This window comes from Exiguobacterium sp. LL15 (assembly GCF_024436095.1).
GTDB lineage: Bacteria > Bacillota > Bacilli > Exiguobacteriales > Exiguobacteriaceae > Exiguobacterium_A > Exiguobacterium_A indicum.
Genome location: NZ_JANFNX010000001.1, coordinates 1,755,045 through 1,780,261 on the forward strand (window position 1 = coordinate 1,755,045; position 25,217 = coordinate 1,780,261).

General features: G+C 48.9%; 25 protein-coding genes and 1 other annotated feature. Of the genes, 12 read left to right on the forward strand and 13 right to left on the reverse strand.

Annotated elements, in window-relative coordinates:
• Positions 1-36 precede the first annotated feature (36 nt).
• Positions 37-1,314, reverse strand: coding sequence for a methionine gamma-lyase family protein (locus tag NOM72_RS09235; RefSeq protein WP_075642069.1), 1,278 nt, complete (start codon positions 1,312-1,314; stop codon positions 37-39).
• Between the two features lie 2 nt (positions 1,315-1,316).
• Positions 1,317-2,558 (reverse strand): GTPase HflX, encoded by a 1,242-nt coding sequence (hflX, locus tag NOM72_RS09240; protein WP_255998998.1) that lies wholly within the window; start codon positions 2,556-2,558, stop codon positions 1,317-1,319.
• A gap of 138 nt (positions 2,559-2,696) precedes the next feature.
• Between hflX and NOM72_RS09245 the strand changes: the two genes are divergently transcribed.
• Together NOM72_RS09245 and NOM72_RS09250 are read left to right on the forward strand one after the other, a co-directional pair.
• The gene (locus tag NOM72_RS09245; RefSeq protein ID WP_023467755.1) at positions 2,697-3,668 is read left to right on the forward strand and encodes a tyrosine-type recombinase/integrase; all 972 of its coding nucleotides are present in this window, start codon (positions 2,697-2,699) and stop codon (positions 3,666-3,668) included.
• A gap of 29 nt (positions 3,669-3,697) precedes the next feature.
• Positions 3,698-4,102 carry a DUF2283 domain-containing protein gene (locus tag NOM72_RS09250; protein ID WP_023467754.1) on the forward strand — a complete coding sequence of 135 codons (405 nt, stop codon included), beginning with the start codon at positions 3,698-3,700 and terminating at the stop codon, positions 4,100-4,102.
• A gap of 43 nt (positions 4,103-4,145) precedes the next feature.
• Here the strand turns inward: NOM72_RS09250 and hfq are convergent, their stop codons facing one another.
• Together hfq and miaA are read right to left on the reverse strand one after the other, a co-directional pair.
• Entirely contained in the window at positions 4,146-4,394 is a 249-nt protein-coding gene (gene hfq / locus NOM72_RS09255) for an RNA chaperone Hfq (RefSeq protein WP_023467753.1), read from the reverse strand.
• Positions 4,395-4,442: 48 nt separating this feature from the next.
• Positions 4,443-5,369 carry a tRNA (adenosine(37)-N6)-dimethylallyltransferase MiaA gene (miaA, locus tag NOM72_RS09260; RefSeq protein ID WP_023467752.1) on the reverse strand — a complete coding sequence of 309 codons (927 nt, stop codon included), beginning with the start codon at positions 5,367-5,369 and terminating at the stop codon, positions 4,443-4,445.
• A 506-nt stretch (positions 5,370-5,875) separates the two neighbouring features.
• Between miaA and NOM72_RS09265 the strand changes: the two genes are divergently transcribed.
• On the forward strand, positions 5,876-6,403 hold the full coding sequence (locus NOM72_RS09265) for a P-loop NTPase family protein (RefSeq protein WP_023467750.1): 528 nt from the start codon (positions 5,876-5,878) through the stop codon (positions 6,401-6,403).
• Between the two features lie 36 nt (positions 6,404-6,439).
• Here the strand turns inward: NOM72_RS09265 and NOM72_RS09270 are convergent, their stop codons facing one another.
• Complete coding sequence (locus NOM72_RS09270) at positions 6,440-7,438, reverse strand: ABC transporter permease (RefSeq protein WP_023467749.1); 999 nt, start codon at positions 7,436-7,438, stop codon at positions 6,440-6,442.
• Positions 7,431-8,351 (reverse strand): ABC transporter ATP-binding protein, encoded by a 921-nt coding sequence (locus NOM72_RS09275; protein ID WP_023467748.1) that lies wholly within the window; start codon positions 8,349-8,351, stop codon positions 7,431-7,433. The genes NOM72_RS09270 and NOM72_RS09275 overlap by 8 nt, the downstream gene beginning before the upstream one ends.
• A 126-nt stretch (positions 8,352-8,477) precedes the next feature.
• Here NOM72_RS09275 and NOM72_RS09280 point away from each other — a divergent pair, with 126 nt between their 5' ends.
• Entirely contained in the window at positions 8,478-9,242 is a 765-nt protein-coding gene (locus NOM72_RS09280; RefSeq protein ID WP_023467747.1) for an SGNH/GDSL hydrolase family protein, read from the forward strand.
• A gap of 38 nt (positions 9,243-9,280) precedes the next feature.
• Here NOM72_RS09280 and NOM72_RS09285 read toward each other — a convergent pair whose 3' ends face one another.
• A complete protein-coding gene (locus tag NOM72_RS09285) occupies positions 9,281-9,631 on the reverse strand; it encodes a DoxX family protein (RefSeq protein ID WP_029341233.1) in 351 nt (116 codons plus the stop codon).
• Positions 9,632-9,838: 207 nt separating this feature from the next.
• Between NOM72_RS09285 and NOM72_RS09290 the strand changes: the two genes are divergently transcribed.
• A complete protein-coding gene (locus NOM72_RS09290) occupies positions 9,839-10,969 on the forward strand; it encodes a S1C family serine protease (RefSeq protein WP_023467745.1) in 1,131 nt (376 codons plus the stop codon).
• A 77-nt stretch (positions 10,970-11,046) separates the two neighbouring features.
• Positions 11,047-12,294 (forward strand): lysine N(6)-hydroxylase/L-ornithine N(5)-oxygenase family protein, encoded by a 1,248-nt coding sequence (locus NOM72_RS09295; RefSeq protein WP_058265188.1) that lies wholly within the window; start codon positions 11,047-11,049, stop codon positions 12,292-12,294.
• A 57-nt stretch (positions 12,295-12,351) separates the two neighbouring features.
• On the opposite strand, the gene NOM72_RS09300 is transcribed toward NOM72_RS09295, so the two are convergent.
• Complete coding sequence (locus NOM72_RS09300) at positions 12,352-13,212, reverse strand: DUF4003 family protein (RefSeq protein WP_055967159.1); 861 nt, start codon at positions 13,210-13,212, stop codon at positions 12,352-12,354.
• A 123-nt stretch (positions 13,213-13,335) separates the two neighbouring features.
• The gene (locus NOM72_RS09305) at positions 13,336-15,048 is read right to left on the reverse strand and encodes an ABC transporter ATP-binding protein (RefSeq protein WP_023467742.1); all 1,713 of its coding nucleotides are present in this window, start codon (positions 15,046-15,048) and stop codon (positions 13,336-13,338) included.
• 197 nt (positions 15,049-15,245) lie between these two features.
• Here NOM72_RS09305 and NOM72_RS09310 point away from each other — a divergent pair, with 197 nt between their 5' ends.
• Positions 15,246-16,676: a C40 family peptidase gene (locus tag NOM72_RS09310; RefSeq protein ID WP_255999007.1), complete on the forward strand. Its 1,431-nt coding sequence runs from the start codon at positions 15,246-15,248 to the stop codon at positions 16,674-16,676.
• 87 nt (positions 16,677-16,763) lie between these two features.
• Positions 16,764-16,943, forward strand: coding sequence for a hypothetical protein (locus NOM72_RS09315; protein ID WP_023467740.1), 180 nt, complete (start codon positions 16,764-16,766; stop codon positions 16,941-16,943).
• A gap of 29 nt (positions 16,944-16,972) precedes the next feature.
• Here the strand turns inward: NOM72_RS09315 and NOM72_RS09320 are convergent, their stop codons facing one another.
• Entirely contained in the window at positions 16,973-18,163 is a 1,191-nt protein-coding gene (locus tag NOM72_RS09320; RefSeq protein WP_255999011.1) for a helix-turn-helix domain-containing protein, read from the reverse strand.
• A gap of 120 nt (positions 18,164-18,283) precedes the next feature.
• On the opposite strand from NOM72_RS09320, the gene NOM72_RS09325 reads away from it, so the two are divergent.
• Positions 18,284-19,552 (forward strand): MFS transporter, encoded by a 1,269-nt coding sequence (locus NOM72_RS09325; protein WP_058265185.1) that lies wholly within the window; start codon positions 18,284-18,286, stop codon positions 19,550-19,552.
• Positions 19,553-19,571: 19 nt separating this feature from the next.
• On the opposite strand, the gene NOM72_RS09330 is transcribed toward NOM72_RS09325, so the two are convergent.
• Complete coding sequence (locus tag NOM72_RS09330; protein WP_023467737.1) at positions 19,572-20,582, reverse strand: LLM class flavin-dependent oxidoreductase; 1,011 nt, start codon at positions 20,580-20,582, stop codon at positions 19,572-19,574.
• A 163-nt stretch (positions 20,583-20,745) separates the two neighbouring features.
• Between NOM72_RS09330 and NOM72_RS09335 the strand changes: the two genes are divergently transcribed.
• The 3 genes from NOM72_RS09335 (at position 20,746) to NOM72_RS09345 (ending at position 22,610) form a co-directional block, all read left to right on the forward strand.
• Complete coding sequence (locus NOM72_RS09335) at positions 20,746-21,231, forward strand: pyridoxamine 5'-phosphate oxidase family protein (protein ID WP_029341225.1); 486 nt, start codon at positions 20,746-20,748, stop codon at positions 21,229-21,231.
• A 117-nt stretch (positions 21,232-21,348) separates the two neighbouring features.
• The gene (locus NOM72_RS09340) at positions 21,349-22,317 is read left to right on the forward strand and encodes a cation diffusion facilitator family transporter (RefSeq protein ID WP_035398151.1); all 969 of its coding nucleotides are present in this window, start codon (positions 21,349-21,351) and stop codon (positions 22,315-22,317) included.
• A complete protein-coding gene (locus NOM72_RS09345; protein WP_023467734.1) occupies positions 22,314-22,610 on the forward strand; it encodes an MGMT family protein in 297 nt (98 codons plus the stop codon). Before NOM72_RS09340 ends, NOM72_RS09345 begins: the two co-directional genes overlap by 4 nt.
• Positions 22,611-22,673: 63 nt before the next feature.
• Here the strand turns inward: NOM72_RS09345 and NOM72_RS09350 are convergent, their stop codons facing one another.
• Positions 22,674-23,195 carry a pyrophosphohydrolase domain-containing protein gene (locus NOM72_RS09350; protein ID WP_214860788.1) on the reverse strand — a complete coding sequence of 174 codons (522 nt, stop codon included), beginning with the start codon at positions 23,193-23,195 and terminating at the stop codon, positions 22,674-22,676.
• Between the two features lie 61 nt (positions 23,196-23,256).
• Entirely contained in the window at positions 23,257-24,906 is a 1,650-nt protein-coding gene (locus NOM72_RS09355) for an aromatic amino acid hydroxylase (protein ID WP_023467732.1), read from the reverse strand.
• A 60-nt stretch (positions 24,907-24,966) separates the two neighbouring features.
• Positions 24,967-25,171 (reverse strand) — a binding site (T-box leader).
• Positions 25,172-25,217 lie beyond the last annotated feature (46 nt).

Genomic DNA, 25,217 nt, shown 5'->3' on the forward strand with positions numbered 1-25,217 from the left:
AGTCGTTCAGAGGTCTTTTCACGAGATATTCTAGTATTAAACGTTTTTTTCTGGAATTAATTGTTTTTCCATCAAGTGATTGACGGCTGAGATAATGGCAATCTTGACGTGGCTATACGTCAAACCACCTTGGACGTATGCGGTATAGGGCGCACGGATCGGACCATCCGCTGACAACTCAATCGATGATCCTTGTACGAATGTTCCTGCTGCCATGATGACATCGTCCGCATAGCCCGGCATATAATCCGGAATCGGTAACGCATGTGCATTGACGGGTGAAGCGGCTTGAATCGCCTGACAGAAGGCAATCATCGGCTCCGGCGCATGGAACGAAACCGATTGAATCAAATCCGTCCGTTCTGCCGTATGGTGCGGTGCCGTGTCAAAGCCGAACTGACCGAGCATGCTCGACGTGAACATCGCACCCATCAACGCTTGGCTCACCGTATGTGGTGCCATATAGAAACCTTGGTACATATCCGGAAGTGCGGATAACGATGGACCGGCTTCGGCGCCAATCCCTGGTGTCGTCATCCGGAATGACGCTCGTTCAATCAAATCAGTCCGACCGACGAGATAACCGCCGGTCTTCGCAAGACCACCACCCGGATTCTTAATCAACGACCCTGCCATCAAGTCCGCCCCGACGTGCGTCGGTTCGATCGTCTCGACGAATTCACCGTAGCAGTTATCGACGAAGATCAGTACATGCGGATGAACAGCTTTGATGGCAGCGATCGCTTCTCCGATCTCGTTGACCGGCAGACTACGTCGCGTCGCATACCCTTTTGAACGCTGAATCCCGACGACCTTCGTCTGCGGTGTGATCCGTTCGAGAACGGCCGGTACGTCGATCGTCTCGGCGTTTTTCATCTCGACGACATCATACTGGACGCCCAGTTCCTTTAATGAACCGCGTCCGTCACCACGAATTCCGACGATCTCTTCAAGCGTGTCGTATGGTTTTCCTGTGATATATAGCAATTCGTCTCCTGGCAATAACAAACCGAACAACGCGATACCGATCGCATGGGTTCCGCTAATGATTTGCGGACGACAAAGACCGGCTTCCGCACCGAAGACATCGGCATAGATCCGTTCGAGCGTATCGCGTCCTTCATCGTTGTAGCCGTAACCTGTTGACGGCATGAAGTGAAAATCACTGACCTTGTGACGTCGGAACGCATCGAGGACACGGAATTGATTGTATTCCGCGACCTCTTGCGCTTTCTTAACGTACGGGGCGATTTGTTCCTCCGCCCGGTCAATGAGCGGACGGAGCGTTTCGTAATGGGTTAATTCTGAAAACATGTTTACACCTCGTATTGTTTCAATGTCGCGTATAGACGCGTATCTTTACGCAAGTAACCTTTTAGAATGACGGAACCATCTTCTTCGAACGATTCCTTCAAATTCATCATGACTTCCTTCGCCGGATTGTAATGGGCAAATCCGTCAACTGGAATACGAATCTCGAGATACTCGAGGATTTCGCTGATCGAACGTTCGATCTCTTCGATCAAGCGCTCGATATCCTGCGGGTCAAGCGCAGAAATCAGCAGTTTTCCACCTGTGAACAAGCGGTTCAATTGATCCTTCTTGTTGTAGACTTCCAGTTGCGGAATGTCACCGGCACCGAGTTCATCGAGGACATCGTTCGTCGTCTGCATCTGATTCAAGTAATGCTCACTCGACGCATCAACGACATGGAGGATCAAGTCGGCTTCCAGCACTTCCTCGAGTGTCGAACGGAACGCCGCGATCAACTTCGTCGGGAGATCTTGAATGAAACCGACCGTATCCGTCAGGAGGATTTGACCACCTTCCGGCAAATCTACTTGACGTGTCAACGGATCAAGCGTCGCGAACAACTCATCCTTCTCGTATGTGTCGGCTTGTGTCAACCGGTTGAAGATCGTTGATTTGCCGGCATTCGTATAACCGACGAGCGCGATTTGGAATGTTTGGTTCTCTTTGCGACGTTCCCGGTAACGGGCACGGTGCGCGACGGATGTCTCGAGTTGTTTCGAGATCTCATCGACCCGACGCCGGATATGACGGCGGTCCGTCTCGAGTTTCGATTCACCTGGTCCACGCGTCCCGATTCCGCCACCAAGACGTGACAGTTGTGTTCCCTGCCCGGCAAGACGTGGTAAGAGATAACTCATCTGTGCCAGTTCGACCTGCAATTTCCCTTCGCGTGACTGGGCTCGGCCAGCGAAGATATCGAGGATCAACTGCGTCCGGTCAATCAATTTGATCGCTTCCGGGTCCGACAAGGCGATCCGGATATTCTTCATCTGACCGGGCGTGACCTCGGCATTGAATATGATTAAATCAGGTTCAAGTTCGTCTGCTAAAGCAACGAGTTCTTCAACCTTTCCTTTTCCGATGAACGTACGGCGATCAATCACTTGTCGTTTTTGATCCAGACGACCGACGACGACACCATGCGCAGTCGTGACGAGTGCTTCGAGCTCCGTGACCGATTCTTCATAGACATGGTCCGGGACACCGGGGAGCTGGCAACCAACGACGATGACGCGTTCTGACATAATATCATTCCTTTCACGAGTAAAGACGTACTGCGCCCTTTATCATACCACAGGCACCGGTTCGTCTGAACTTTTTTGGACAGGAAACATCCGTTCGGTTTATGATGGAAGAAAGATTACGATAAGGGGAGGAAAACCATGGCACGCGAACAGTCGTATACGCTTCCAGAGTTCATTGAACGCTATTTGTTTTATCTAACGACAAGTGGACGGCAACTTTCGACCGTCCGCCGCTATCGCTATGATTTAATCGAAGTCCATCGCTACATGACCGATGTCGACCAACCACTCGAGACGATCGACGATTTCAAGGCGATTTCGATCGAGACGTGGAAGACGTTCATCAATGAATACTTGATCGAAGAGAAACTCTACCAGCAAGCAACGGTTGCCCGGATCGTCACCGTCATCAATCAAGTCAATTATCAGATTCGACAAACGAAGGCGAAGCTGATTGAATACGCACAACCGACGCACGAATTGACGGCAAAACACGTCGCTTCCTTCAAGGAATATGAACAATTGGTCCGGACGAATCAATCCGATCGCGGCTTGACGGAACATCAATTGAAGGCACGTCCGTTTTTAATCGATCGAAACGAACTGATCCTTCGATTGTTTTATCGCTACGGTCTACGTGTTCATCACATCATTGGTTTGAAGATGCATGACCTTAATTTCGCCCAGCAAGAGATGACTGTCCACGATCGCCTTGGTAACCGTTACCTGCTCCATCTCGAGCGGGAAGATCAAGACATCATGTTGCGTTACTTGAAGACGATTCCGGAACCGGTCCGTCCCCGTTATCACAGCACCGACCCCTTTTTCGTCGCCTTCGACTTTGCTCGGATGACGTTCCGCTGGGTTTACAGCAAAAATGCACCGAAGCAACTGTCGATCGTCATGATCACGAAGATGATGCGTCAGTTGAATGAACGGTCCGATAATAAACGGGTCTTGACACCGTCGATGTTACGCAACAGTTTCATCTTAAAAACGTATCAGGACGAGATGACGAAGGAAGAACGTCTGCAGAAGACATGCCTCTATAAGGATGTCTCGCTCCGACGTTATGAAGAGGCGGTCGAGGAACTGACACCGTTGTTGTAAAAAAATCATTAGGCTTGGATGTGACATAGATGACGATTCGAATGACTTATGATCAAGAAGCAGAAATGGGATATCTATATCTCTTCCCAGAAACATTTACTCCCGCGATTGAAGAAACGGACGAGCTAGAAGAAAATGAATTCCTCAACGTAGACGTTGATCAAGAGGGACGCATCGTCGGGATTGAATGTTTCAATGAAGAAGCGAACGTGATCCGCGCCGTCCATTCACAAGCATTCTTATACGCAGAACATACAGATCGTTTCTCGCTCCGATTGCGAAACACGATTCCGAAAAGTTCGTCTCACCTCCAAGGAGTTACGTTCTACTTCGCTGAATCCGATCATACCGGATTTATCGGATTTGATATCCTTGACTTAGAACGATATCCTGTCGACGTTCTTCGTACGCTTGCTCAGCCAGCGTATAAATAATGAAGTCAACAAAAAAAGACGACCCCCCGGTCGTCTTTTTTACTTAGCGAGAGACTTCTTGTGTCTCTTCTTGCTCATATAACGTCACGTTGCGCGCTGGTGCGAACGTCGAGATTGCGTGCTTGTAGATCAACTGCTGTTTGCCTTCCGACTCCAAAATGACCGTGAAGTTATCGAATGACTTGATCAGCCCCCGTAATTGATACCCGCTGATTAAGAAAACCGTTGTCGGGACTGCATCTTTCCGTAATTGATTTAAAAAGACGTCCTGAATGTTGTATGTCGCTTTCATGATTCCCCGTGCCCCCTCTTTTTATCTGTTTCTGTCTTCGGGCAACTCTTATTTAACCGCTTTCAGAAACTCTACAGTTCTATCATAGATAATTTTGAACGTTTCTTCAAATGAAAACTTTCCCATATCCACCCAAACGCCATCAAATTGGTGACGGAACCACGTCAATTGACGTTTCGCGAAGCGTCGCGTGTTCCGTTTCAGCATATCGACGGCAGGATCGAGTGGTGCCCCGTCAAGGACCGGTAACATCTCTTTATAACCAATCGCTTGTAGCGCCTTCGTGTGTCGATACCCGGCAGCATCCAGACGCGCCACTTCTTCAAGAAGCCCACTTTCGACCATCAAATCCACCCGCTGATCGATCCGATCATACAAGCGATCCCGGTCTTCCATGTGTAGGACGAACAGTAGACTCTCGTAAAGTGCAGGCTTACTACCGGTCGTTTGTGTCTGACCGGTCCGCGCGACCTCGATCGCCCGCACGACCCGCTGAATGTTATTCGGATGAATCGCTTCGGCACGCACCGGATCAAGTTCCTTCAACTGATCATGTAGCGCGTTCGCACCGTGCGTCGCCGCGTACGCTTCGAGTTCAGCCCGTAAGGCTGGATCTTCCGCCTGCTCAGTGAACTGGTAATCATATAAAATCGAACGGATATAAAGCCCTGTTCCACCGACGATGATCGGTAACTTACCCCGACTTGCGATCTCATCGATCGTCGCTCGGGCAACCGTCTGAAAACGCGCTACACTCATCTCATCATCCGGTGTCACAAGATCAAGCAGATGATGCGGCACCCCTTCCATCTCTTCGGTCGTCACTTTTGCTGATCCGATATCCATGCCTTGATAGACTTGGACGGAGTCTCCCGATAAGACTTCTCCGTTTAATCGTTTGGCTAGTTCAATGCCCGTCTTCGTTTTTCCGACTGCCGTCGGTCCGACGATGACGATGACTGGTTGTTTCTTCATTTTTCTTCACCCATTCTCTATCTTTTCATTCTGATTCGAGTGTACCACAGCCACTTACTCGGATTAAAAAAATCAATGAAAAAACCGCCCATTCTGGACGGCTTCCACTTGCTCGTCTTATACGCGACGGATGAAATCGTCATAAATGGCACTAAAGATGCACCACCCACAAATGACGACGCCTGTCAGCATGATGCCCCAATCTGCCATGGTCGTTCCTCCTCTAATCATCGTTATTCTCTCTTTTGACGGTTTACACAGAATATAAACCCTTTCGAGCAGGTTTGACACCAATTCTTGGAATCAGTATGATAAAAGTACGATTGGTACGTAGCGCGGAGGCTGACCTGCATCGGCTTCCTATTAGAGGCACTGCCTCTCGATTCCATGTCTTGTGCTTGCACGAGGCGACATAGGGAGAATTCGTTCTTCCAAGCGACAGGTCCGGCATCATGCCCGGGCCTGTTCTGCGTGCCGGTACATTATTTCGAAAGGAGCCGATTGTCGTGCGTATTCAAATCATTGGTGGATCAGGTACCGGAAAAAGTACACTGGGCGCCTTCATCGGACAAGCTGAACAGATTCCCTGGATTGATACCGACCATTATCTTTGGACAGATACGACGTTCACTGAAAAGCGAGACGTCTCCGAGCGATTTTCCATGTATGAAGCAGATCTTATGTCTTACAACGATTACATCGTCTCCGGCTCTGTCTTCGCTTGGCATCCGGATGGTTTCATCAATCGGGACTTGCTTGTCTTCCTGTCGCTCGACGAATCGGTTCGGATGGAACGTCTCATCGCGCGCGAAAAAGCACGATACCCAGATTTTACAGGCTCCAATGAATTCCTTGACTGGTGCCGGACGTATCACACGGCGACGGATCCATCGATGATCGGTACGTTCGCAGAACACCAGTATCAGATGGACCAGTCGATTTCCCCGATTCTGATAGTAGATGCTTCGTTATCGACACAACTTCAGTATCAAAAAATAATCGAGACATACGATCGTTTGTCGCTTCATCCATGAAAAACGGGTCCCCCTCTATAGGTGGACCCGTTCGTCTTAATACATATCTTTTTGTGTGAAGTTCCAAAACGCAACGATTAGCGCCGCGACCGTCCAACAACCGAGGACAGCAAGTGAGAACGGAAGCGTCATTCCTTCGATTGGTGGTGCTTGTCCATCGAGATAGTTGATCAGTCCGAAATTGACGTTGACGAGATATTTCGAGCTCGTCCAACTTGAACCAAGCGTCGTCAGTAACGTACCGGAAATCAAGACTGCCATCATGATCCCGATCCCTGTCGCTGTGTTTTTGACGAGAACAGAGACCATCAAGGCGATCGTTCCGACAACGGCTGTGACGATCCACGCTAGACCGACTGCCATCAAGAGGTACTCCCACATCGGTAACGTATGCACGAACTCGGTCGAGAACGTACCGCTCGGTGAGGCTTGGAAACCGGTCAAGATCGGTGCGGTCCAGCCGTCATAGCCGAGGACGATCCCGGATATCGCGTAACAGACGGCAACGGTCAATGCCATCAACATCGACGTATAGAGTAACACCGTCAACCATTTCGCCATCAGGATTTTCCAGCGCCGGACTGGTCGCGACAGGAGCGTCTTGATCGTTCCATCATTTTGCTCCCCACTGACGATATCCGCCATGATGACGATGATGAATAGCGGTAAGATCAGCGTCAATCCTTGCGAGAAGAAGATCCGGATGAACGTCGGGGCTCCCGGATAGTTCGGGTTGATGTCGTTATCGAGATAGTATTGATTTTGTTTGAGGTCAAACTCCAGGAACTGACGGAACTCATCTTGAATACTGCTGGAAGCAAGACGGTTCTGCGTGTCGACGATGTCTTGTTGTAACTCAACCCGCCAATCGAGCGTTCCCTGCTTTTTGATTTGTTCTTGGATGTCTCGGTACTGTGCGTACGTAAACATCGAGACAAGAACGACGAGAATGATCGCAACGACGGCAAAACGACGTTTCGAAGCAATTTTCGTCACTTCATTTCGTACGAGACCGATCATGTTCGGATTACGCAATGTGATCGCCTCCCGTTAACGTGATGAATAGATCTTCGAGCGTTTGGACCTTCCGTTCAATCGTCCAGACTTCGACCCCTGCTTCGAGCAGCTGCTTATTGAGCGCTGGTGTCTTGCTTGCATCCATCAAAGTATGAACCGTATTCGCATCGACGACTTCGGACACTTGGACTAAATCGGATGCTGATAAAATCTCATTCGCCTTAAAGGCATCGTCAACACGCCAGTCAACGCCTGGTGCGAGCGACTCGACCAGTTCCTTGACCGTTCCGACTTGAACGATTTTGCCATAACTCATGATCGCAACTCGATCAGCTAGCATTTCAATCTCAGCCAAGATATGACTCGAGACAAGGACCGACAGTCCCGTTTCCTCGACGAGCCGGCGGATGAATTGACGTAAATCCCGAATCCCCATCGGATCGAGACCATTCGTCGGTTCGTCGAGAATCAAGACGCTTGGTCGTCCGAGTAATGCTTGTGCAATGCCGAGACGCTGACGCATCCCGAGCGAGTATGTCCGGACTTGATCATCAACACGCGCCGTCAAATCGACGAGATCGATGACTTCCTGAATCCGAGCCTCATCGACATTCGGTAACATCCGGGCAAAGACTTGTAGATTTTCGCGACCCGTTAAATACTTATACAACTCTGGATTCTCGACGATCGAGCCAATCCGCTCCATCGCTTGGACGAACTGTTTGCGGACGTCGAAGTCACAGACCGTGATTTTACCGGACGTCGGTTTAATCAAGCCGACGAGCATCCGGATCGTCGTCGTTTTTCCTGCCCCGTTCGGTCCAAGGAAGCCAAAGACTTCACCTGGTTGGATCTCAAACGAGATATTATCAATGATCGTCTTTTTTCCGATCACCTTTGTTACACCTTCTAATTTCACTGTTGGTTTCACGTCTCTCACCTCTTATTGTCTATTCTAGCGGAATAATGAATCATTTGACTTGTCAGAACACTTCATTTCCGCACATTCTTTCAACTTTTGCTACAATCAGGTTAGAACCTAGAAGGAGGAACGTTCATGAAGCGATTACGCTGGCCCCTGTTTTTAACCGTCTCACTCGTTTTGACGGCAATCTTTGGATACGGCTTCGTCAGTGCCTATAGTGACGTCGTCAACCCACCAAAACGTGCCGTCTTGACACCTACGAAGGAAGAGCCTGTCAAAAAAGGCGGGACGTACGTCGCGCTTGGTGATTCCTTGACACGTGGTGTCGGAGCATCAAACGGCAATAGTTACGCTGCAATCGTCGGACGCGATCTTGTCAAAGATAACACTGTCGAACGCTTCCAGAATCTTGCCGTCAGTGGTGCCCGGACGGAAGATTTACTGAAACAACTAGAACAAAAAGAAGTCTTACGCTCAATCAAACAAGCAAAAGTCATCTCGGTGACGATTGGCGGAAATGACTTATTCAATCGTGGTGAAGGCGTCGCAAACTTCAATGCGAAGAAGACAGCCGAAACCGTCACGACGGCACAAGCGAACTTGAAAAAGACGTTCAGTATCCTACGAGAACAAAATCCGGATGCTGTCATCTTCTACGTCGGGCTCTATAATCCTTTCCGCGCGACGGAAAACGGTGAAGCATTCGATGCCATCGTCCAAGATTGGAACGCAAAATCACGGACGCTCGGTATCGAGTACGATGTCGAGATCATCGACACGTTTAATCTCGTGCGTGACGTCAAACGTGATTTATCGAGTGACCAATTCCACCCGAACGATTCTACCTACGAAGAGATTGCAAAAGCTTCCTTACTTGCTGTCAACAAACGTTTTTAACAATAAAAGCCGCCAATTTGGCGGCTTTTTGTTCCGATTCATTTCAGGCGTTTCGCAAGAGAGACGAGTCCCCATTGGAGCGGCAACCGTGTCCAAAGCAACCAAGACGGAAGACGTTTTCCATTAATCGGCTTCGGATTGACTGCCATGTTGACGTTTGCGGGTAAGACTGCATATAAGAAGGCAGGAAGAGTCTTACGGACGAGGTGCACCCCTTTTCCTGTCAACAACATGACACCGTAAGCGATTTCGATGACACCTGTCACTTGAACGAAAAAGCGCTTGAACGGAATGAACGACGGCATGATGCTGACGAATCCTTTTTCATTACGGAAATGACCAACTCCCGCAAACAACAATCCTGCTCCATAGACTAGACGCAATAGCATTATGTTCCACACTCTCTTTCTGTTAATGAAATATATGTTCGAGACAGCTTCAGTGTATCGAACTGACCTGATTATCTCAACTTTTAGAAATTGTCGTCGAATTATGGGGAATGATGAGTCATTTCGGAATGTCTCCCGTAATCAGTGAAGAGGTTGTTTCATTTGCTATGATGAAATCAGAAATCATACAGAGAGGAATGATGACTTATGGCTGGAAAAACGAAAGCACTTTTACCTGGATTGACTGGAGGCATCATCGGCGCGGTCTTGACGGCTACGGTTGCCTTTCCGATCCTACTCGATCAAGAACAGCAGGTCGCTGATACCCCACTATCAAATGGTATGCCAAAACAAGTCTCAACGACGACGAATGATCCGGTGACGAACGCAGTTGCTACGGCTCAAAAATCTGTCGTGACCGTAACGAACTATCAAGCGGGCAACTCGATGTCGCAACAAGAAGCAGCGGCTGGTTCAGGGTCCGGTGTCATCTATAAGAAAGAGGACGGTAAAGCATACATCATTACGAACCATCACGTCGTCGATGGGGCATCAAAACTCGATGTAACGTTGAATGACGGCAAGACGCTCTCAGCCAAGTTGCTTGGTAGCGACGAAACCTATGACTTAGCTGTGCTTGAAGTTGACGCAAGCGATGTTCCGGGCGTCATCACACTCGGGAAATCAGCGGACTTAAAAGCCGGACAAACGGTCCTTGCAATCGGTAACCCGCTCGGTGAGTTCCAAAACTCCGTCACACGCGGAATCGTCAGTTCGAAAGACCGGACCGTACCGGTCGATACGAACAGTGATGGACAAGACGACTTCAATACGACAGTCATTCAAACGGATGCCGCAATCAACCCTGGTAACTCAGGGGGTGCCTTGATCAATGAACAAGGACAACTCGTCGGAATCAACTCGATGAAAATCGCTGAGTCTGGTGTTGAAGGCGTCGGCTTCAGTATCCCGATCGATGATGCATTACCAATCCTCAAACAGCTTGAAACAAACGGTAAAGTTGAGCATCCGACGCTCGGTGTGTCCTTACAAGACGTTGCGGCGTTCCCTGCCGGTTATCTTAAAGATCAAGTCAAACTACCAGACAGTCAAAAAACAGGTGTCGTCGTCATGTCAGTCGAACCGAACAGTCCAGCTGCTGCGGCTAAACTGAAAACAGGTGATGTCATCACGAAAATCAATGACTCCGAAATCAAAGCATTCGTTGACATCAAAACGGCACTGATCAAATCAGATGGACCGCTCTCCTTGACGATCATCCGTGATGGGAAAACGATGACGGTCGAAACCAAAACAACGACGACCGACCAGCTGTAAAGCTTCAGCCTGACGTTTCGTCCGCCTTCCTTTTCGGGTATTGTTTTAGAACAATATCGAATTGGGAGGCTTTTTCTATGTATGACTTAATCGGCATTGGCATTGGTCCGATGAATTTAGGATTGAGCGCACTTGCGCATCCGACAGATTTAAAGACGTTATTTTTTGACGAAAGCGAACAATTTTCATGGCATCCCGGCATGATGATCCAGGACTCGATGATGCAGACGAGCTTCATCTCCGATCTCGTCACACTCGCCGATCCGACAAGTTCGTTTTCCTATCTCAATTACTTACGATCGATTCACCGTCTCCACACGTTTTACTTCTATGAAAAACTTCTGATTTCAAGACAAGGTTACAACGATTACTTACGTTGGGTCGCAACACAACTTGAAGATCTCCGCTTTTCGACACGTGTCATCGACGTGCAAGACACCGGTGATAGTTTTGAAGTCCTCGTCGAAGATGTCTCGACCGGTAAACGCGAAACGTTCGAAGCACGAAACGTCGTCATCGGCACTGGTTCAAAACCCGCCATCCCGGATACGTTTGACGAACGCGTCATCCACAATACGCAATATGTCATGAACAAGGCAAATTTACTTCAGCGCAACAAAATCAGCATCGTCGGCTCCGGTCAAAGTGCCGCCGAGATTTTCCTTGATCTCTTGACGACGCCTGCTTCAGAGCGTCCTGAACTCGAGTGGATTGCGCGTTCGACACTGTTTGAGACACTTGAGACCGGCAAACTCGGAGAAGAAATTTTTTCACCGAGCTACGTCACGTACTTCAACCAACTTCCACTCGAAGTACGACAAGAGTCGGTCAAGAAGTTTGCCCGCTCTCAGAACGGTATCAGTCCGGAGACCCTGCAATCGATCTACGCCCATCTCTATGATTTGACGGAAGAGGAACAACGACAGGTCGCGATCCGCGCGAATCTTGAAGTAAAAGAGATTACGTACGATGAGCGGTTCACGATTGCGATGCAACATCAAGAACTTGAGGATGAACGTATGTCCGTAACAGATGCCGTCATTGCGGCAACTGGTTTTTCGCCATCCCTTCCGAGCTTCATCGACCGACTTGATATCGTATTCGAAGCACCGAATGCCTGGAAAGTCGATGCCGACTACCAAATCGTGCGTTCGGTCGAGACAGCCCACCATCTATACGCAACCGCTAATTTAGAATTATCACACGGTCCGGCTGCGGATAATCTTGGTATGTCCGTCTCGCGGAACCAGTTGATCTTGAACGCTGTCGCCGGTACGGAACTGTATCCGGTCGAACGACATGCGACGTTTACGACGTTCGATTAAGTCACTAAACCAAACGAACGAGGAATGGCGCGCGCCACTCCTCGTTCGTTTTTCGTTTTACGGTTTTTTCGTCAACTCTAGTGCAGCCAGCAATAACAACGTGGCTTGAACTCGTGTCACACCTGTTTTAGCGAGCAACAAATGAAAGGCAATCAACCAGTTGACCTCGTCTGAAAATCGATTCCGTGCCCGCTCCCGGTCGACGATCCGGGTCACATAAATCCAGTCGACACGTTCCATTGTAGGGAGTAACGCAAGAATCGGCATTAAACGATCCCAGATGATGATCTCTCTCCGCTCTAACAGTTCCCGCCACGCAATGATTCGTTCCTGTTGCGCTGAAGGATCTGGATGCGCCGCTAAGATTTGCGCCGTAATGACACGTTCACTCGTTCGTTCCATGAATTGCGCGAGCCACTCTTCCGATGTATTGACCCGCTCTAGAAATTCTTCTGGTAATGGCTGCTGTTCAAGCAAGGTCGATGTCACGACGTACTGCTTTGCTACATTTAGATGAGGTCGTGTCGCGTGCAGCCGTTCCATATAGGGAAAGGCATCGATTCCTTGACGCCGATTCAATACTTCGTTGAGAGCAAAAAATGGACGAACCCCTTTATCACGAATCAGGCGATGTTTAATCTTCTTTTCCGCAACGATGATCTCTTCGATGAGAACATCGGGATCCGTGCTATTCAATTGAACATGGGCGACAAGTAACGGCGTATAACGGCTCCGAAGCGCTGAAAAACGCGATGTCTTGTGTTTGATCGTCCGCATTAGTCTTTCATATACAGTTTGTTCAAAGACAGTATCATGAATCGTGTAAGACAGTGCAAAAAAACGATGGAAATCATGTGACGTCTCTTCCCGCAAGACGGGATAACTCTCATCATAGTTCTCACAGAATTGACCGTACATCCTTCCACCTCGCCTTCTTTTCTATAAATCGTTTTCCCTAAAATTAGCATACACAATCTTATTTTTGAACGAACAAAAAAAGCAACGGAACATGTCCATTGCTTTCCAATCTTTCAAATCGATTCAAACTCGTTGTCTCTCTAACAACCGGGAGAAATAACCACCTTGATTCATCAGTTCGTCATGCGAGCCTTCTTCGACGATGCCGTCCTTCGTAACGACGAAAATCTTATCCGCATTCCGGATCGTCGCTAAACGATGGGCAATGACGAGCGTCGTCCGGTTCTCGGACAACTCGGCGAGCGATTCTTGGATCAGTGCTTCCGTTTCCGTGTCGAGCGCAGACGTCGCTTCATCGAGAATCAAAATCGGCGGGTTCTTAAGGAACATCCGTGCAATGGCAAGTCGTTGCTTTTGCCCACCCGATAACTTGAGTCCCCGTTCGCCGATTTGTGTCGCATACCCATCCGGAAGATCCGCGATCATCGGACCGAGATGGGCACGTTCCGCCGCTTGCACGATGTCTTCGTGCGTCGCATTCAGGTCACCGTAGGCGATATTTTCAGCGATCGTCCCTGAGAACAAGAAGACATCCTGCTGGACGATCCCGATTTGTTGTCGCAGAGACTCCTTCGTCATCTGCCGGATATCGATTCCGTCAATCGTGATTGCGCCATCTAGAACATCGTAAAAACGTGGAATCAACGAACAGATCGTCGTCTTCCCTGCCCCTGATGTTCCGACGAACGCGACTGTCTGACCCGGTTCGACCGTCAGATTGATATTCTCTAGAATGAGACGATCGGCTTCATAACCGAACGCCACATCCTTGAATGTGATGCCACCGTTCAACCGATCAACGACGAGTGCGTCTGGCGCATCCGGAATCGATGCATCCTCATCAATCATCGAGAGGAAGCGTTTGAAGCCAGCCATCCCTTTTGGATACATCTCAAGTAATGCGGTGATTTTGTCGATTGGCTTCAGCAGGATGTTCATATAAAGAATGAATCCGACGAGTTCCCCTGCCGTTAAAGCTTCGCGATACGTCAAGTAGGCACCGACGACTAAGACGGCAAGCGTCATCAAACGGGTCGTCAAGTAGATGCCGGATAGACTCTTACTCATGACCTTGTAGGCATTGATCTTCGACTGCCGGAACGTCGCGTTGTCTTTTTCAAAACGCTCGATTTCGTAAGCTTCGTTCGTGAATGACTGGACGACACGGACACCAGAGACACTGTCCTCGACGCGCGAATTGACTTCCGCGATGTTACCATACATCCGGTCCCACGATTTATTCATCCGGACGTTCGCATAACTAATCAGCCAGATCAAAAACGGTACCGCAATGATCGTCACGAGCGCGAGTGGTACGTTGATCGTCAACATGATCGAGAACGCACCAAGCAATGTCATGACGGCAATGAAGGCATCTTCCGGACCGTGATGGGCAAGTTCCCCGATATCAAACAAATCATTCGTGATCCGACTCATGATATGACCGGTCTTCGTATTATCGAAGAAGCGGAACGACTGTTTCTGCACATGGCTGAACAGTTGACGACGCATATCGGTCTCGATATTGATCCCGAGCTTATGTCCAAAATAGTTGACGACGAACTGCATCAACGTGCTGATGATGTAGAGTGCTAATAATCCGACGCTGACGAGGATGATCCAGTTCATCTCACCGTTTGGCAACAAGGAGTCGATGAACCACTGGACAGCGAGTGGAAAAGCAAGTTCTAAAACCCCGACGAATAAGGCAGATATGAAATCAAGCCAAAATAAACGTTTATGCGGGATATAATATTGATAAAAACGGCGTAACATGTGTAGCCTCCTTCCGAGTACTTCTAGTGTACTCGAACTTTTTTGAAAATACTGTATCGAGCTATTCATTTTTTTATTAAAACAACCGCGTAGTTTTTTAGAACAAAAATATATTTTAAAATCAGGGGAATTAGCACTTTTTATGACAAAATGGTAACAACGATTTTTACCTATCTATTTGGAAGGAGCTACGTCACGTGAAGAAGACATTTCTCGCTCTTACGACGATCGCCTTGATCAGTTCAACTGGACCGGTCTCTGCTGCGTCAACGACCTTAACATTGACGGATAACGTCAACATTCGCTCGGCTGCCTCGACTTCCGCGAAGGTCATCACGACACTGAAAAAAGGAACGAAGCTGACAGCAGTCAAGAAGGTCAACAGCTGGTACGAAATCCGTTACCAGTCAAAACCAGCCTTCATCACTTCAGCATACGTCAAGGCGACGACAGTAAAGACTACGACAACGACGACCTACATAACGAACACCGATGCTGTCAACGTCCGCCAACAAGCAACGACGAGTTCGAAATCACTCGGAAAACTGGCAAAAAATAGCGTTCTGACTGTTACGAAAAAATCCGGTGATTGGTATCAAATCACGTATAAGAAGCAAGTAGCTTTTATCCATGCATCATTAGTTGATAAAAAGACAGTGAAAGTAACGTCTACGTCAAAACCTGCTACGACGACACCCGTCAAGAACGTCATTAAAGCGGTCGATCGCTCGAAGATCTACACGGTTAATGCGAAGGAAGGCTTGAACGTACGGACTGCTGCAGCAACGAACGCAAAAATTTACAAGACATTACCCCATCAGACAGTACTCGATGTCACAGGTGCCGTTGATTCGTGGTACCAAGTCAAGCTCGACGGAAAAGAAGCGTATGTTGCTTCAACTTATGTCAAAGCTTCAACAAAAGCTTCGCCACCAACAACACCAACGACTCCCGGAGTCTCTGTGACGCCGGTTGATGCTTCGAAGACGTATCGCGTCAATGCCCCAACCGGGCTGAACGTCCGCACATTGCCTTCGACGTCTTCTAAAGTCTTCACGCAAGTCGGACACGGCTCAACGGTCAATGTCACAGGTGAAACGACAGGAAAAGATAGCGGCTGGTACCAGATCAAGATTGGAACGGGTCTCTACTATGTTGCGAAGAGTTACATCACGACGGGATCCGTCACGACGACGCCTCCGGTCACGCCACCACCTCCTGTGACGACCGTACCTGGTTCGACATTGATGGAACGTGCGATCTCGATTGGGCAACAATATCTTGGTACACCATACGTCTGGGGATCAAGTAGCCCCGTCAATGGTGGATTCGATTGCTCTGGTTTTGTGAATTACACGTTGAATGCCGCTGGCTATGCTGTCGGACGGACGAACGTCAACGGTTACTGGAACGATGATCGGTATCTCGGAGCGAAGTTATCAAAATTACGTCAACCGAAGCGTGGCGATATCATCTTCTTCGAAAACACCTATGCCGCTGGTCCGACACATATTGGCATCATGCTGAACAATGATCAGTTCATTCATGCAAATGAACCTGCTTTAGGTATCAGCCGTGTATCGGAACGTTACTGGACGCAAAAACTATTAGGCTTTAAATCACTTTAAACTTTCCTCATCCATCCCTCGGGGTGGATGTTTTTTGTCTTACCACTTCACTTTGGGATATACTGGATATGGAAAGGATGTGTCTGCATGTCTTACAAAACACTGTATGTTCGGCTTCTCTTTCTTGCCTTATTGATTTTTGGTGGCTCGATGCTCTTGCATTATATCCAGACGGGAGACGTCTATATCGGTCACTTGATCGTTTCCGTCGCCGCATGCGTCTTATTGATTTTCAGAAGAACGACATCCTTACACGAACAGGCATGAAGCGCACTCGCCTCATGCCTGTTTTTTTGTCATTGAACCTTAACCAATGCTTGTATCTCTCGCTCAAGATCGCCTTTGAGTCGTTCGCTTTGAAGATCATCCTTCAATCGAATGACATCCTCCAGCCGTTCCTGACCAATCCCTCGTTGCATCGCTAGTACGAGAGTCTGTAGCATCATCGCTTGGTCGAATCCACTCGCGGCAAGCCACGCATCTTGCATCTCCCATATCTTATCGACGCTCTGCTGCAGCGTCTGATTCGGTAATTCGATGCCGTTGACAAGGAGATGGACTTCGAGTTGTCCGATGTAATGCTTCGCGTCATCGATCGCCACAGTGACGAGTTTTTCCCACGCCATTTGCATGCCGTCCGTATCGTTTTCAAAAATCGCGATGAGTCCTTTCGTTAAATCGACTTCGATTCGTCCGACGGCAGTCGTTTCACTAAATGCAAAAAACTGCTCCAGTCGATCAAACTCTTGCCGTGATTGTTCGATTTCCCCTTCTAGATATAAAAACAATCCGAGGAAACGTTGAAACGAAATGACATGATAATAGACATCTTGCTCCCGCATATACTGAACCCCTTCACGCAATAAGGCGATCGCTTCTGTGTAGTGATCATCGAACAAACTTGCTCGGAGCGCACGCAGGATTTGAAGCTTTAAATAGGTTTTCGGTGCAAGTGGAATCTCACGTGGTATATCCATTGCTTCGATCAGCTCATATGCTTCCTTCGTCCGTTTGAGATTGAATAAAAAGTAAACTTTTGCGATTTGGGCAAGTAATTGTTCATCTTGACGACCAAGCTGTTGAAAAACTCGCTCTGCCTTCTCGAAATATGTCAAACCAAGCTCCGGGTCAGACGGTCGGAGGGCATCCCCATATTCCTGAAAGACCTGTCCTTGCCAGTAAGAGTTTGTCTCTGGCACTAAATACGGATGCAGAATTTCTCGAACTTTTTCGTCCGAATGATATGAGGTATCTCGTGAACGGATTGTTTCAAGGAGTTCCCGCATCCGAACATCCCGCGGATCGAGCATCAATTCCTCGACCGTCACTTGTAATCGCTTAGCAATCGCCTGTAGTGCGGGCACAGACGGTGTCGCTTTCCCGTTCTCGACCATACTGAGCATTGACTTCGTGATGATGCCGGTCGCAACATCCGTTTGCGTCATTTTTTTCTGTTTTCGGATCTGTTTGATACGTTCCCCTAACACACTGGTCACTCCTTTTATCATAAAAGTTAAATTATATTGAACTTTATCTTTACATTTTTCTTCCACTCCTTTATTCTACACTAAAGTTCAATAAAATTTAACTCTGAAGGAGTGAACAGGATGTCATTTAATTTAAAGCGTGTCTTATTCGGAAAGTTTTGTTCATTATTTGCGGCAAGTCTCTTTACGTTCGTCGCTGGACTGACCGTCTTACGGGAAACATCGTCTGGTTTTCAGTTTGCGCTCGTCCTGCTTGCAGGATCAGTGCCACGGATTTTGCTCTCACCGGTTGCTGGTGTCCTCGCTGATCGTTGGAACCGGAAACGAATCATCGTCATGACCGAAAGCTTAAGTGCACTCGTCTTGTTCGGACTTCTGCTCTATTCGCTACAAGCCCCTCTACATACCGTTCATTACATCGTTGCTAGTGTCCTCTTGACGAGCCTGTCGACGTTCCTATCCGTCACCTTATCAAGCTCGTTACCGCGACTCGTAGAAGAAGATGAGTTACAACGCGGAAACGCGCTTTTCTCGACGATTCAATCGACCTCAACGATCACCGCTCCACTCGTTGCGGGATTGCTTATCGCCACTGTCTCCATCACGCAATTCTTGATCTTACCGTTCCTCTTGTTTGCTTCTGCTGCCTGGTGGAATAGCCGCCTCCGCTTTCTTGCAGTGGATACCTCTCCTCTGGCTACTACCGATACTCCGTCTTTCGTCTCGGAGTTTAAAGAGGGCTACCGTTATCTGTTCCGTCAACCGGTCTTGACGACACTCGTCCTGATGGCGATTGTCCTGAACTTCTTTTTTGTCGCTTTCGAAATCCTGTTACCAATCATTTTGCTCGATCGACTGCAATTCACACCATTTCGGTTTGGACTGGTCGAGTCCGCACTCGGTGCCGGTCTTCTTGTCGCTTCGTTGCTTCTTGCCTTACCTCGCTTTACGGTGAAACGTCCGTTACGCACGATATTCGAGTCGCTCTTTTTAATCGCCTCTTGTTATGCGCTTCCTGCACTTGCCCTACTCGGCTATGTTCCATCTGCTCTACTATTACCTTTTTTCATGATTCTATTGTTCATCGACGGCATGCTCGTCTTAAGGATGAACATTCCACTGCAGCTCATCGTTCAAAAACAGACCGATCCGGCTTACCTCGGACGTGTCATCGGTGTGCTGGAATCCATTGCAATGGCGATGATGCCGATCGGTACCCTATTGTTTGGTTTACTCAGTGATCATGTATCTATCATCGTGCTACTTGGAGTCGGTACAGTCGGCTTATTCGGTGCAGCATCATTCGGATTCCTCCGACTTCGTAATGACATCTTATCCGAGAGCATTCCCGTAGCAGACGCAAAAAACACGTCCTCCCTCACTTCGTGAGAAAGGACGTGCGTATCGGTCAGACCGTCGCTTTGACGGCATCCATGATTAATTTCAATGATTGTTGTTTTGCTTCCTTGTCAGCGATCATCGAAGCGATCATTACTTCGTCTGTGCCGTAGGAATCAGCGAGCTCTTGCAATTGTTTTGCAACGGATTCCGGGTTACCAACGATCATCCGCTTCCGGTTTTCAGCGATCCGGAATTGGTCTTGGAACGTATACGGATACGCCGCTGCCTCTTCTGGAGTTGGCGTTCCTGTCGACGAGACCCCTTTTTCAAGTAGGAGTAGTGACAGATCCAGGCTTGAAGCTAACCGTTCTGCTTCTTCCGTCGTTTCAGCACACGTCACGAAGATCGAGACGAGCGTTTGTGGTGTCTCATTGAACGACGTCGCCATGAAGTTATGACGGTAGTAGTCCATCACTTCTTGTCCACCTTGTCCATTGATGAAGTGGGCAAAGGCAAATCCGAATCCGCGTTGCGCAGCGTTCAAGGCACTACCCCCACTTGATCCAAGCAACCAACCTTCTGGTGTCGTATCGACTTCTGGTGTTGCGACGAGTCCCGCGAACCGGTGTCCGGCAGGTGCTCCGTCTTTCAAGTAATCGACGAGATCATCGAGTTGTTCGCCGTAATCGGCTCCACCAAAACGTGGCGACGATCCTTCTTGCAACGCACGTGTCGCAAGCGGCATACCGCCTGGTGCCCGACCGAGTCCAAGGTCGATCCGGTTCGGTGCAAGCCCTTCAAGGACACGGAAGTTCTCCGCGACTTTATAAGCACTGTAATGCGGCAGCATGACACCGCCTGAACCGAGGCGAATCTGTTTCGTCACTGCCGCCATGTAAGCGATCAAGACTTCCGGGCTTGAACCAGCCAATGTTTTAGCGAAGTGGTGTTCGGATACCCACAGGCGATGGTAGCCGAGTTCGTCCGCGATTTTCGCGAGCTCGACCGTTTCATGTAAGGCATCAGATGGCGATTGTCCTTTAGAGACCGGGGATTGGTCTAAAATACTAAGTTTCATGTATGTCTCTCCTTTTTCTTTCGAATGCGTACCTACACTGTACGCCTCCTCGTTGTACGGTGCAACGAAACTGCTTCTTTCTATCATGGGGACGTTTTCATTTTGAAATTCAGGGAACAATGCCTAAGTGAGCATAAAAATCTAACGAATGAGGTGGAGTTACATGTCAACCCATACTACGAATCAAGAAGCAGTCGAAACGGTCAAGAAACTGATTGATAAAATCGAAACAGCGATGCTGACGACGATTTCAGCAGAAGGACTCGTATCGCGTCCGATGCAGACACAGGATATCGAATTTGATGGCGACCTCTGGTTCCTCACTTCAAAAGAAACAGACAAGTACCAAGAACTACTTAAGAATCCGAGCGTCAACGTCGCATATGTTGACAAATCATATGTCTCGATCCGCGGGACAGCGGAACTCGTCGAAGACATCGAACGAAAAAAAGAGCTCTGGAGCCCACGCTATGAAGCCTATCTCGGAACGACATATGAAGATCCGAAAGTCGTCTTGATTAAAGTCAACACGGAAGCAGCCGAGTACTGGGAAACTGGAAATACTGCTAAATCCGTCAAACAAGTATTGAAGAAAGTTGTCGGCAAGGACGATGAGAACGAAATCAATAAAACAGTCGACTTGTCTTGACGAGTTAAACCCGCGCAGCTTGCGTGGGTTTTTTCGTGTGAAGATAGTCGTTTTTCTCAAAATGATGTAACATAATAAAATGAACTAATATGTAACTTAACTAAAAGGAGTACAATCATGGGAGAATTTTTTACGTTATTACGCCGGGGAAACCGGTCGGCGCTGACGGCAGGCATCGTTAACTCCGTCATCGCCATCATCAAGGCAATTGCCTACGTCCTGACGGGAAATGTCGCAATGTTCGCGGAGATGATGCATACGCTCGGGGACGCTGCTAACCAATTTTTTGTCTTCATCGGTTCTGCCCTCAGTAAAAAGGCACCGACGAAACGTTTCCCGAACGGCTTCGGTCGTCTCGTCAATCTCGTCTTGCTCGGTGCCATCCTCTTCGTCGGTATCATGGCGTACGAGACGATTCATGAAGGGATCGCCCACATCATCGAACCGACAGAATCAACTGGCTTTTGGATTACGTTGTCTGTCTTGTTCGTCGGTGTCGTCTTAGAGAGTGGCGTATTTGTTAAAGCGATGCAAGAGATCGCGCACGATGCGAAGTTAGACTCGAAAGGACCACGCTTGATTCTTGACAGCTTCCGCTCACTCAAACAAGCGAAACCAGCCACACGCCTTGTGTTCCTAGAAGATTTGGTCGCAACGGCTGGTGGCGTCGTCGCGATGCTCGCCGTCATCATCTCGCATGTGACACCGTTCCATCAGGCAGAAGGAATTGCTTCGATCCTCATCGGACTGATGATGTTTTACGTCGTCGGGAATGTCTTCCTGCAAAACGCAGCTGGTGCACTGGGTGAAGCCGATGAGACGATGGCAGCACGTCTCGGCGGACTAATCATGAAGGACCCTGACGTCAAGGACATTAGTAAACTAGAAGTCATTAAGGAAGGCGATCATTTCCACGTCGAAGTCGAGATTGAAGTCGACCCGACGTTGACGATCGCACAAGCGGACGATATCAAGGACCGTCTCGAACTCCAGATTCGCCTGCAACAAGGCATCATCGATGTGACGATCGGCTTTGATGAAGACGATAAGATTCAACAGTATGTCGTTGCTACGGACGAAACATGACACCATTCACGCAAGATGTCCTGACTATCATTCGTTCGATCCCTGCTGGTCGGGTCATGACGTACGGGCAAGTCGCTCGACTCGCCGGCCATCCGCGTAGCGCCCGACAAGTAGCGCGGATTCTTCACAGTATGAGTAAGACGGAACGTCTACCGTGGCACCGCGTGCTCGCTGCTGGCGGAAAACTATCGCTTGAAGGCGATGAACAGCGACTGGCACTTGAAGCAGAAGGGGTCGAGTTCCTGACCGCCCGTCAACTCGATTTATCGCGTTATCAAGTCAAAAGTGAATAAATACAACAAGAGAGGGATGACAGGTTCGCAGACCAGTCATCCCTCTCTTTTTATCGTCATGAATCACGCTTTCGACGAACTCGAAGCTACAGCGATTTGCCGACGCACTTCTGCTTCTAATTGTGGTTCCGGTGGTTGCCAGCCTTCCGGTTTCATGACCTTTTGGTCCGATTCCCGGAAGATTGGTTTTCCGTCCGGTCCAAGCTTCGCCATGTTCGCACGCTGGACGATCTCGAACAATGGAGCCGGATCAAGCCCGATCTCAACGAAGCTTCCCATGATGAAGTAGAGGGCGTCCGTCAAGGCATCCCCTTGTCCGACGAGCCGTTCGACATCTGTTTCGGGTTGTTTCATCTGAAGCGATTTTTCGACCGCTGTATCAAGTCCTGACTTGAAACGTTCGATTGCTTCGAGAAATTCTGCTTCACTCGTCGCCGATTGATGCAGGAACTCAACGACCGCTTCTTCTGCCGTCCAGGTCGAGCGTTTGATTCCACGATTGACCGTCATAGGTGTTGGCGTCGTTGCGCCAGGGTGTGAAAACACACGGTGGAATTCCTTTACGTCTTGATAATAATTTGTCATAACCGATCATCCCCTTTTACCGAATGTCTCCATTCTAACAGGTTCAGAACCGGAGTTCGACTCATTGATGAACGACGTCGAGTAAGGCCATCCCACGCGTGATCAATTCATCTCGCTGCTCAGATGTCGCTTTTAAGCGCTCGAGATCTGCAATCAGACGTGGTTGATCGACTTCATCCGCTAACTCGAGTAATTCAAGACGGAGTAACCAAGCGTCCGGTAACTGGACGAGTGTCTGATCGATCAGTTGCGGTAACCGTTCTCGTCCGGCACGACCTTCGCGAATCTCGCGGACGACTTCGAAGATCGGATCAGCCGCTGTCAACGGACGTTCGATTCGTTCGAACTCGACCGTTTCCGGAATCGGCTTCAGTGCTTCAACTTCCGTTCCCGGGAATGCTGACGTGATGTCACCGACGATCAATTCCATCCGGTCCATCGTCATCGTTTTCCCGTCGTTTGCAAGCGTCGCTGCTTCTAAGACGACGAGCGCCCGATTTCCATTGACGTTTTGAATCGCTGTGATGTCCCCTGTGACGCGAACATTTCCTTCCGCCCAGTCGAGACGTTCACCGACTTTGACTTGCATCAATACTTCGTTCAATTCCTTGCCGTGAAGGAGTGTAAAGCCTTCCGGATGATCTGCAAGTCCTTGACCTGTCAACACTTCGCCGTTCGCAGCAAGCGCTGTCGGACCTGTTAGTTTGACGAGATGAAGCGAATCGTGAATCTCTTGCGTTTCAGGAACACCGACGAGCGAGAGACCACTGTCGAAGACGAGCGTTGACAGGTTACCCGATTCGACCGCTTTTGTTAGTCCGTGGATGCCACCGCGGATGTAAGACATCGACTGTGCGAATTCTTCAAGTGCATCGCGGAGTTGTTCGAACGATTCACAAACGAAGAGTTCTTTTTGCATGCTCGTCACGTCATGTTTCGTTGCAAGTGCTTTTTCAAGTGAGAATGGATGTTTGACGACCGCGTCCGTTAAGCAGTGGCGACTTTCACCGACGGATGATAAAAGACCTGCCCCGTAGATTTGTGGGTTGTCGATATTACCAATCAGACCGAATTCAACCGTCCACCAGAACAGACGTGAGATTTCGTTCGCTTCCGAAATTCCTTTGACGTGTGTCCGTGTCTCCGCGAGTTCGACTTCAGCTTGCTCGATGTCGGCTGGCGTCGAGAACGGGCTCTCTTTGACAATCGTCAATTTCTTTAGTGCCTTGAACACGTCATGCTCGGCTTTATGATTAAAGGCATGTGCCCCGATCTCACCGAAGCGTCGAACGAATTCCGCGTAGACCGGATTCATCAAGATTGGCGCGTGCCCCGCTGCTTCATGCAAAATATCTGGCGCCGGTGTGTAGAGAATGTTATCGACCTTCCGAATGTCGGTCGCGATCGGCAAGAGTCCGTGCCCTTGGAAATCGAAGAAGGCGACGCCAGGAATGAGACCATCAACAGCGACTGTTCCCCAGCCTCCACGGCTTAGGTTCGCTGTCATTTCACGCACGTCCGGAATCCGTTCCGGGCTGATGCCCGATGCAGCAAGCCCTTCGAGGTATGCCGGATGTGCTGTATCTTGTAACGTATTTAAATTCAGTCGCATGACGTATCTCCAAACGGCATGATCCGTTGGCGTGTAGTCTTCGTAGTGCTGTGGTGCGACGTGTGGACGTAAATGACTTGGAATGATTGGTGTAGACATATGAGTTCCCCCTTGAATGAATGTGAGATAACAAAAAAGCCCCTGCCGAACATATTGTTCGACAGGGGCGACGAAAGCCGCGGTACCACCCTGATTACCCAGTCATCGACTGAGTCACTTATGATTGGGATAACGGTGTGCTCCGCTCGCTTACGCAAGAAGCTCAGAAACTGTAATTCAACACCATCTGTGTACACGTTCGCAGCGCCACGTGCTCTCTGAAACAGGGAGATGGTCTTTACTTCGGTTTCATCATCGCTTAATCTTTCGTTCTGTTATGCTGTTATACTGTTATGCTTTTAGCAAGTAAA